Source organism: Arthrobacter vasquezii, assembly GCF_029455255.1.
In the GTDB taxonomy this organism is placed as follows: domain Bacteria; phylum Actinomycetota; class Actinomycetes; order Actinomycetales; family Micrococcaceae; genus Arthrobacter_D; species Arthrobacter_D parietis.
Genome location: NZ_JAROKN010000002.1, coordinates 186,686 through 195,065, shown reverse-complemented (window position 1 = coordinate 195,065; position 8,380 = coordinate 186,686). Strand labels below are relative to the sequence as shown.

At 65.4% G+C, this 8,380-nt stretch carries 7 protein-coding genes and 1 riboswitch; of the genes, 5 read left to right on the top strand and 2 right to left on the bottom strand.

Going from position 1 to position 8,380, the window contains the following annotated elements:
- Positions 1 to 201 precede the first annotated feature (201 nt).
- Positions 202 to 987, bottom strand: coding sequence for a peptidylprolyl isomerase (locus P4U43_RS02005; protein WP_318532995.1), 786 nt, complete (start codon positions 985 to 987; stop codon positions 202 to 204).
- 206 nt (positions 988 to 1,193) lie between these two features.
- Between P4U43_RS02005 and hisS the strand changes: the two genes are divergently transcribed.
- The gene (gene hisS, locus P4U43_RS02000; RefSeq protein ID WP_277357223.1) at positions 1,194 to 2,528 is read left to right on the top strand and encodes a histidine--tRNA ligase; all 1,335 of its coding nucleotides are present in this window, start codon (positions 1,194 to 1,196) and stop codon (positions 2,526 to 2,528) included.
- A gap of 28 nt (positions 2,529 to 2,556) precedes the next feature.
- Here the strand turns inward: hisS and P4U43_RS01995 are convergent, their stop codons facing one another.
- The gene (locus P4U43_RS01995) at positions 2,557 to 3,789 is read right to left on the bottom strand and encodes an APC family permease (RefSeq protein ID WP_277357222.1); all 1,233 of its coding nucleotides are present in this window, start codon (positions 3,787 to 3,789) and stop codon (positions 2,557 to 2,559) included.
- Positions 3,790 to 3,912: 123 nt separating this feature from the next.
- Here P4U43_RS01995 and aspS point away from each other — a divergent pair, with 123 nt between their 5' ends.
- The 4 genes from aspS to P4U43_RS01975 all read left to right on the top strand — a co-directional run bounded on the left by aspS (position 3,913) and on the right by P4U43_RS01975 (position 8,345).
- Positions 3,913 to 5,703, top strand: a complete 1,791-nt coding sequence (gene aspS / locus P4U43_RS01990) for an aspartate--tRNA ligase (RefSeq protein WP_277357221.1) — start codon at positions 3,913 to 3,915, stop codon at positions 5,701 to 5,703.
- Between the two features lie 8 nt (positions 5,704 to 5,711).
- Positions 5,712 to 5,848, top strand: a riboswitch (FMN riboswitch).
- A 104-nt stretch (positions 5,849 to 5,952) separates the two neighbouring features.
- Complete coding sequence (gene pnuC, locus P4U43_RS01985; RefSeq protein WP_277357220.1) at positions 5,953 to 6,642, top strand: nicotinamide riboside transporter PnuC; 690 nt, start codon at positions 5,953 to 5,955, stop codon at positions 6,640 to 6,642.
- Positions 6,639 to 7,715, top strand: a complete 1,077-nt coding sequence (ribD, locus tag P4U43_RS01980; protein WP_277357219.1) for a bifunctional diaminohydroxyphosphoribosylaminopyrimidine deaminase/5-amino-6-(5-phosphoribosylamino)uracil reductase RibD — start codon at positions 6,639 to 6,641, stop codon at positions 7,713 to 7,715. The genes pnuC and ribD overlap by 4 nt, the downstream gene beginning before the upstream one ends.
- Positions 7,716 to 8,345: a riboflavin synthase gene (locus tag P4U43_RS01975; RefSeq protein WP_277357218.1), complete on the top strand. Its 630-nt coding sequence runs from the start codon at positions 7,716 to 7,718 to the stop codon at positions 8,343 to 8,345.
- Positions 8,346 to 8,380 lie beyond the last annotated feature (35 nt).

Genomic DNA, 8,380 nt, shown 5'->3' with positions numbered 1-8,380 from the left:
GTTTGCGGCTCCCGGCACCGGCGCGGCCGGTTGCTCAGGAGCCGGCGCCGTGGGCTGCTCAGTAGCAGAAGGTTCTGCTGCAGCCTCAGGTTGCTCGATCCCGGTCGCTTCGGTTACAGGCATTTCGTCGGATTGCTGACTGTTTGTCACCGCTAAAAGTCTTTCGCTCGATGGACGGCCCACATGGCCGTGTCCCGTTGATTACTGCAAGGTTAATGAGTCTATCGTCACAGGCGTTGCCGGGGCTCCGTCCTCGCCGCCGCCTTGCACTCCGGCCTCGGCAACCTGCCGGACAAGGTCCAGACCGGAGGTCACCGAACCCATGATGGTGTATCCGCCGGTGTTCTGTGGAATCCGGGAATCCCTGTACACAATGAAGAACTGTGTCCCATTGCTGTCCGTCGCAGCACCGCGGGCCACGGCAATGGTGCCGGCAGGGTAGACGCCGTCTTCAGGAGTGTTCTCCACCGGACCCCACTGGTAGTTCGGATCACCCGCACCATCGCCGTTGAGGGACCCGCACTGCAGCACGCCCATGGTCTCCGCGGTAGTCAACCGGTGGCACGTCTTGCCTTCGAAGAACCCCTCCTGGGCGAGCGAGGTGAAGACGGCTACCGCCTGAGGGGCCTTGCTTCCGTCCAGCTGGACACCGATGTCGCCGACGCTGGTGGCAAGGGTCCCCGTGAACACTTTCCCCGCTGCACTCGACGGATCCGGAATGTTCGAGCTATTCGCCGTCGGCTCCGCCGGCGCGGTCTCCACAACACCGGGTGCCTCGTCAAGAACGTCCATCTGCGCGGCCGTGGGATTCGAGCTGAACCAGAACACCTGCAGGGCGAAAGCAATGGCGAGGACCGCCGCGGCCGCTATCCCCGCCGTCGTGCTGTCTTTCCGCCGCCGTTTCTCCTGAGCGCGCTCAAGCTCCCGCCGGGCCTCGATCTGACTGATATGACGGCGCATTTCGCGTCCGCGACGATCAACGGCCACGCGACCTCCTGTGTCCGGCGGTTGTTTCGGGTGCTGCCCACTTTTACCCTGGCACTCCCGGTCCGGTTAGTCCGGTCCGGCACGAACCACTAAAATGAATGCCGCAGACAGTGTAGGCACAGCTGACCGCTTACCTCTCGGCTTCCCCAGCATCCCGAACCGCCCGGTTGGGGACACCAGCGTCATTTCCCAAGGAGAGTTGCCGTATGGCACGAAAGTCCTCGTTGTCCGGATTTCCCGAATGGCTGCCCCAGGAACGTCTGGTGGAGCTGCACGTTCTGGACACCCTGCGACGGACGTTCGAGCTTCACGGATTCTCCAGCGTCGAAACCCGCGCGGTTGAAACAGTGGGTCAGTTGCTGCGCAAGGGGGAGATCGACAAGGAAGTCTACGCGGTATCGCGCCTCCAGGATGAGGACACCGGCGCCGCCGGCGACGACTCGCTGGCGCTGCACTTTGACCTGACTGTTCCCTTTGCACGCTATGTGGTTGAAAACGCCGGCCACCTTGCCTTCCCGTTCCGCCGCTACCAGATCCAGAAGGTCTGGCGGGGGGAGCGTCCCCAGGAGGGACGGGCACGGGAGTTCACCCAGGCGGATATCGATGTGGTGGGTGACGGCGCACTCCCGTTCCGCTACGACATCGAGCTTGCCCTCGTGATAGCCGAGGCGCTCAGCGCCTTGCCGATTCCCGACTTCCAGCTGCGCATCAACAACCGGAAACTGGCTGAAGGCTTCTATCGGGGAATCGGTCTGACGGACACTCCCGGGGTGCTGCGCAGCATCGACAAGCTGGAGAAGATCGGCCCCGCGAAAGTGGCGGAGCTGCTGAAAACCGAGCTGGGCGCCACGGCCGAGCAGGCGGAAGCCGCCCTCAGCCTCGCCGGGATCCGCACGGAAGACACCTCCTTCGTTGACCGGGTGCGCGCCCTTGGCGTTGAAGACCCGCTGCTTGAGGAAGGACTTGCCGAACTCGAGCAGGTCATCGCCGAGGCATCGAAACGCGCACCGGGGAAGGTGATCGCCGATCTGAGCATCGCGCGCGGTCTCGACTACTACACCGGCACGGTCTACGAGACGGTGCTGGTCGGTCATGAGGCACTCGGCTCCATCTGCTCCGGCGGCCGCTACGATGCGCTGGCGAGCAAGGGCAACCGGACCTTCCCCGGCGTCGGCCTTTCCATCGGTGTTACACGCCTAGTGACGCGCATTCTGAGCCAGGACTTCGCGGCTGCCTCCCGCCAGGTACCGACGGCGGTCCTGGTCACCCTCGCAAATGACGACTCCTGGTCCGCCGCCCAGGATGTTGCCGCCGCGTTGCGCGGTCGCGGCATTCCCGTGGAGGTTGCGGCAACGGCCGAGAAGTTCGGCAAGCAGATCAAGTTCGCGGACCGCCGGGGCATCCCCTTCGTCTGGTTCACCTCGGAGGACGGCGCTCACGAGGTCAAGGACATCCGATCAGGGGAGCAGAGCGCCGCTGATCCCTCGTCGTGGACCCCTCCCGTTGAGGACCGCTGGCCGGCCATCCTGCCTCAGGGCTGAGCCGGCGCGTTGCCCTGTAGTGCCGCCGTCAGTGCCGTCCTCGTTGTACGAGGAGCATAGCGGCGCGGCCAAGCAGCCCCACCAGCAGAATGACGGTCATGGTCAGGACCGACCGCACCGGAAGCGTGAACGCGAGCACCAGGCATCCCGTCAGGCCGAGTACATTCAGCGCCCGCGGAGCGTACCAGGGACGCGAGGCCAGGGTAAGCGCGGAGAGGTTCGCCACCGCGTAGTAGAGCAGCACACCGAAGCTGGAGAAGCCCACCACCGTCAGGACATCGGTTCCCAGCAGCAGTGCAATGACGACGACGGCAGTCGCCAGCTCCGCTGCGAACGGTGTGGCACGGCGGGCTGACACCGCGCCGAAAACCCGCGGCAGATCACCCTCTCGCGCCATAGCCAGGGTTGTGCGGGCGATCCCGCTGATCAGCGCGAGCAGTGCGCCGAGACTCGCCAGTGCCGCCGCAATCGCCACTGCCAGCCCAGGTAAGGACCCATTCGGCAGGAATACTTCGGTGAGAGGCGCCTGCGAGTCAGCGAGGGCGTCCGGCCCCACCGCGCGAAGCAGGCCGAACGCGAGCAGGAGGTACAGAGCCAGGGTGAAACCGAGTGCGCCGAAGATAGCCCGCGGAATGTTGCGCGCGGGCTCGCGGACCTCCTCGCCCATCGTGGCAATACGTGCATAGCCGGCGAACGCGAAGAACATGAGCCCGGCCGCCTGCAGGACGCCGGTGGGTCCAACCGGCACGGCGCCGGGGGCGTCGGCAGGCTGGGCAAAGGCCACAACAATGACGAAGGAGAGGACAGGCACCACCAGCGCAACGATGATCCGCGTCAACAGCGCGGTGCGCGTGATGCCTAACAGGTTAACGGAAGTCAGGGCCACTACGGCTGCCACCCCTGCAGCTTTCTCAAAGCCCGGAGCGGCGTACAGCCCGAAGGTGAGCGCCATCGCTGCACACGAGGCAAGTTTCCCGGTGATGAAGCTCCACCCGGCCAGGAAGCCCGGCCATTCGCCGAGCTGGCGCCGCCCGTAGGTATAGGTACCGCCGCTCACCGGATGCACGGTCGCCAGCTGGGCGGATGCTGCGGCGTTGGCATAGGCAACGACGGCGGCCAGGCCGACTGCGAGCGGCAGCAGGGAGCCGGCGGCTGCGGCTGCCGGGGAGAAGACAACGAAAACGCCGGCTCCAATGATGGATCCGATGCCGACGGTGGTGGCGTCGAACCCGCCGAGTTGTCTGTTCAATGCCTGCGGCATTTAGCGATGGTCCCCGTCCGGTGATAAGTGTGGCCGGGAATGCATCTCATCCGGCGGTAAACTCGAACACTGAGATTCAACCACGATTCACAGACTGGATTTAATTCCACCGGAAGGAATGCTGTGCTGCGCACACATGACCTGGGTTCACTACGGACCGGGCACATTGGACAGACCGTCACTCTCGCCGGATGGGTGGCCCGTCGGCGTGATCACGGCGGCGTGGCATTCCTCGATCTTCGTGACGCATCCGGCGTCGCCCAGGTAGTGGTGCGCGAGGAGGACGTCTTCCATGGCCTGCGCAATGAGTACGTGCTGCAGATCATCGGCACCGTCGAGCAGCGCCCCGAGGGCAACGAGAACCCGGCGCTTGCAACCGGTGAGATCGAGGTCATCGCCGAGAAGGTGACAATTCTCAACACCTCGGACCCGCTGCCGTTCCAGATCGACGAGCATGTCGAGGTGGGCGAGGAGGCGCGTCTGAAGCACCGTTACCTGGACCTCCGCCGCCCAACGCCGAACGCCAACCTCCGCCTGCGCTCCGAGGCGAACCGGGTGGCCCGCGAGCTTCTGCACACAGACGGCTATGTGGAGATTGAGACACCCACCCTCACCCGTTCGACGCCTGAGGGCGCCCGTGACTTCCTGGTTCCGGCCCGTCTGGCGCCAGGGTCCTGGTACGCACTGCCGCAGTCACCGCAGCTGTTCAAGCAACTTCTCCAGGTGGGCGGCTTCGAGAAGTACTACCAGATCGCCCGCTGTTACCGGGACGAGGACTTCCGTGCCGACCGGCAGCCCGAGTTCACCCAGCTGGACATCGAGGCGAGCTTCGTCGAGCAGGATGACATCATCGCGCTCGGCGAGGAGCTGGTGACGGCGCTGTGGAAGCTGATCGACGTCGAGATCCCCACTCCGATCCAGCGCATGACCTACGCCGATGCCATGGCGCGTTACGGCTCTGACAAGCCGGACCTTCGGTTCGGTCTCGAGCTGACCGAGCTGACCGAGTACTTCAAGGACACCGGATTCGGCGTGTTCAAGGCTGCGTATGTGGGCGCCGTCGTCATGCCCGGCGGAGCCTCCCAGCCGCGCCGTCAGCTGGATGCCTGGCAGGAATGGGCCAAGCAGCGCGGAGCGAAGGGGCTTGCGTACGTCCTCATCGACGACGACGGCAGCCTCCGTGGTCCCGTCGCCAAAAACCTGACGGACGCCGAGCGGGATGGGCTGGCCGGCACTGTCGGTGCGAAGCCGGGGGACTGCATCTTCTTTGCCGCCGGCGAGAAGTCCTCCTCGCGTGCCTTGCTTGGTGCTGCACGGGTGGAGATCGGTCACCGCACCGGGCTGATCGATCCGGCGGCGTGGGCATTCGTGTGGGTCGTTGATGCGCCCATGTTCGAGCCGGCGTCGGACGCCGTCGCCGCCGGTGACGTCGCCGTGGGGACCGGTGCGTGGACGGCGGTTCACCACGCCTTCACCTCACCGAAGCCGGAGTACCTGGACTCTTTCGACACCGATCCGGGCAGTGCCCTCGCGTATGCCTACGACATTGTCTGCAACGGCAATGAGATTGGCGGCGGCTCGATCCGTATTCACCAGCGGGATGTTCAGCAACGGGTCTTCGCTGTTATGGGAATCAGCCCCGAGGACGCCCAGGAGAAGTTCGGCTTCCTGCTGGAGGGTTTCAAGTACGGCGCACCGCCCCACGGCGGCATCGCGTTCGGTTGGGACCGGGTTGTCGCACTGCTTGCCGGCAGCGACTCCATCCGCGACGTCATCGCCTTCCCGAAATCCGGCGGCGGCTATGACCCGCTCACGGCTGCTCCTGCACCGATCACGCCTCAACAGCGGAAGGAAGCAGGCGTGGACGCGAAGCCGCAAGGAAAGTCCGACGCGCCCAAAAATGTGAAAGAATAAGCTCGTACAACGTGCTCCGGGGTCGGTGTAATTCCGAACCGGCGGTTATAGTCCGCGACCCGCGCGCAGCCCCCTGGGGCAGCAAACGGTTGAGCCGGTGAAATTCCGGCACCGACAGTTAGAGTCTGGATGGGAGAAGCACGTGCAGCTTTGGCTGTGCTCTGTCGTCGGTGCCTCATGCGCCGTCGGCAGCGCCGGCCCTGCCTGTCGTTCCCCGGAGCCGTCATCGCGAGTTCTAAAGGGAACAGTATGGATCTACTGAGGTGGCTCTTCGAAGCCCAACTTTTCATCGGCGGCAGTCCATTGCTGCTTCGGGAAGTGCTCGGCAATGTCTTCGGTCTCCTGAGCGCGCTCGGGGGAATGCGCCGCAAGGTCTGGGCCTGGCCTGTCGGCATCGCCGGTAACCTGCTCCTGCTCACCGTCTTTCTCGGTTCGGTGTTCGGTGAAGCTTCCACGGCGAATCTCCTCGGACAGGCTGCCCGCCAGGTCATGTTCATCGCTGTCGCAGTCTACGGATGGCGCCGGTGGCGGCAGGCACAATCGGATGCCGGCGCGGCAATTACCCCGCGTTGGGCAACAAACCGAACACGTCTGGGGCTCGTTGCCGCCCTGGTCCTCGGCACTGTGGCCGTGACCCCGCTCTTCCGGGCCCTCGGTTCGTACGAGCCGGTCTGGGCGGACGCCTGGACCTTCGTCGGATCTCTGCTGGCCACGTTCGGAATGGCCAAGGGCTGGGTGGAATTCTGGCTCATCTGGGTGGCAGTCGATGTCGTTGGCGTCCCGCTCCTGTTCAGCGCCGGCTACTACGCTTCAGCTTTCATGTACCTGTTTTACGGGATCTTCACCCTCGTAGGCTTTGTTGTGTGGGCCCGGGCGCAGCGGCAGGCCGCCGCGCACCCGGTTGATCACGCACCCAGTCCTGAGCCGAGCCTGCCATGACAACCGGATCCGCCGGCTTCACCGCACCCGAAATGATGGCCATGGAGCACGCGCTCCTGCTCGCCGGCCAGGGCGTTCGCGGCGCCAACCCTCTGGTGGGCGCTGTTGTTCTGGATAGGGACGGCGCAATGGTAACCACCGGTTTCCACCTGGGCGCCGGCACTGACCATGCGGAAGTAGCCGCGCTGAAGAGTGCGGCACTGCAGGGGGTGGATCCCGCCGGTTGCACCATGGTGGTGACGCTGGAGCCCTGCAACCACACCGGTCGCACAGGTCCCTGTACCGAGGCGATCATGGAAGCCGGCATCACGCGCGTTGTGTACGCGGCTGCCGATCCCACTCCTGATGCCGCCGGCGGTGCCGCACGGCTCGCCAACCACGGAATCGATGTGGCGGGCGGGCTCCTCGAAGATGCCGCAACGGAGCTGAACCGCCGCTGGCTCGTTGCCGTGCAGGCCCGGCGCCCTTTCGTTACAGTCAAAGTGGCGCAGAGCCTGGATGCGCAATCCGCGGCAGCGGACGGCTCAAGCCAGTGGATCACCGGCCCGCACGCGCGCGCAGACGGGCACACTATCCGTGCCCGCGTCGACGCCGTCCTGGTGGGCACCGGCACCGTCCTTGCCGACAATCCCCGCCTCACCGCGCGGGCCCTGGACGGATCCGATGCCAGCCGCCAGCCGCTGCGGGTTGCCGTCGGGCTACGGGGCATCCCCGGGGATGCCGCGGTGCGTGGAAGCGGATTTGTGCACCTGGAAACCCGTGATCCGCTGGCCGTGTTGACTGAATTGTTCAGCCGGGGCGTCCGGCACGTTCTCGTAGAGGGCGGCCCGCAACTGGTCGGAGTCTTCCTCATGGCTGATCTTGCCGATGAACTCTTCGCGTATGTCGCGCCGATGCTCCTTGGCGCCGGTGTGCCCGCCTTCCAACGGCTCGGTGTGGCAACGCTTACTGACGCCCATGTGTGGCGTCTGGATCCGGACGGGGCCGCGGGTCTCACGCAGCTCGGTGACGACGTGCGGCTGCACCTCAAACCCATTGCGCCGCCTCCGGCGCCCATCACGAAAGGCCTCTAAGTGTTCACAGGAATTGTTTCCGGGCGGGGCAACGTCACCGCCCTCCGCACCTCGCCGGACGGCGGCAGCGCGGTGCTTGTGTTCGAGGCCGGTTCCACAGGGGCCGGGCTCGAGCCCGGCGGGTCCATCGCTGTGGACGGGGTATGCCTGACCGCGACCGTTATCGACGACGGCCGAATCAGCGTGGATGTGATGGGGGAGACGCTGAGGCGAACGACAATCGGGGGCCTGACGGAGGGCCGCAGGGTCAACCTTGAGCGTTGCGTACCGGCGAACGGCCGTTTGGACGGCCACGTTGTGCAGGGTCACGTCGACGGCGTCGGTACGCTCCTCGAGCGTGAGAATTTCGGCGATTGGGAGCGCTTGCGTTTCAGTCTGCCCGTCCCTCTGGACCGTTATGCCGCTGAAAAGGGGTCCATCGCCGTGGACGGTGTCTCACTGACGGTGACGGCCGTGAGCAACGCCGGAACACCCGAGCCCTGGTTCGAGGTCGGCCTGATCCCCACAACCCTCACCGAGACGGGCCTGGGAGCCAAGAACATCGGAGATCCTGTGAACCTGGAGATGGATGTCCTGGCCAAATACGCTGAGCGGCTGCTCGCGTTCACGGGAAAGGAAGGCCGGGCATGATTCGCAGCGGCGCGGGCAGTGCCCCGGACCCGCAG

Coding starts and splice junctions, on each gene's coding strand:
- pnuC (WP_277357220.1), top strand. CDS start 5,953: ATGGATCTACTGAGGTGGCTCTTCGAAGCCCAACTTTTCATCGGCGGC.
- P4U43_RS01995 (WP_277357222.1), bottom strand. CDS start 3,789: ATGCCGCAGGCATTGAACAGACAACTCGGCGGGTTCGACGCCACCACC.
- hisS (WP_277357223.1), top strand. CDS start 1,194: ATGGCACGAAAGTCCTCGTTGTCCGGATTTCCCGAATGGCTGCCCCAG.
- ribD (WP_277357219.1), top strand. CDS start 6,639: ATGACAACCGGATCCGCCGGCTTCACCGCACCCGAAATGATGGCCATG.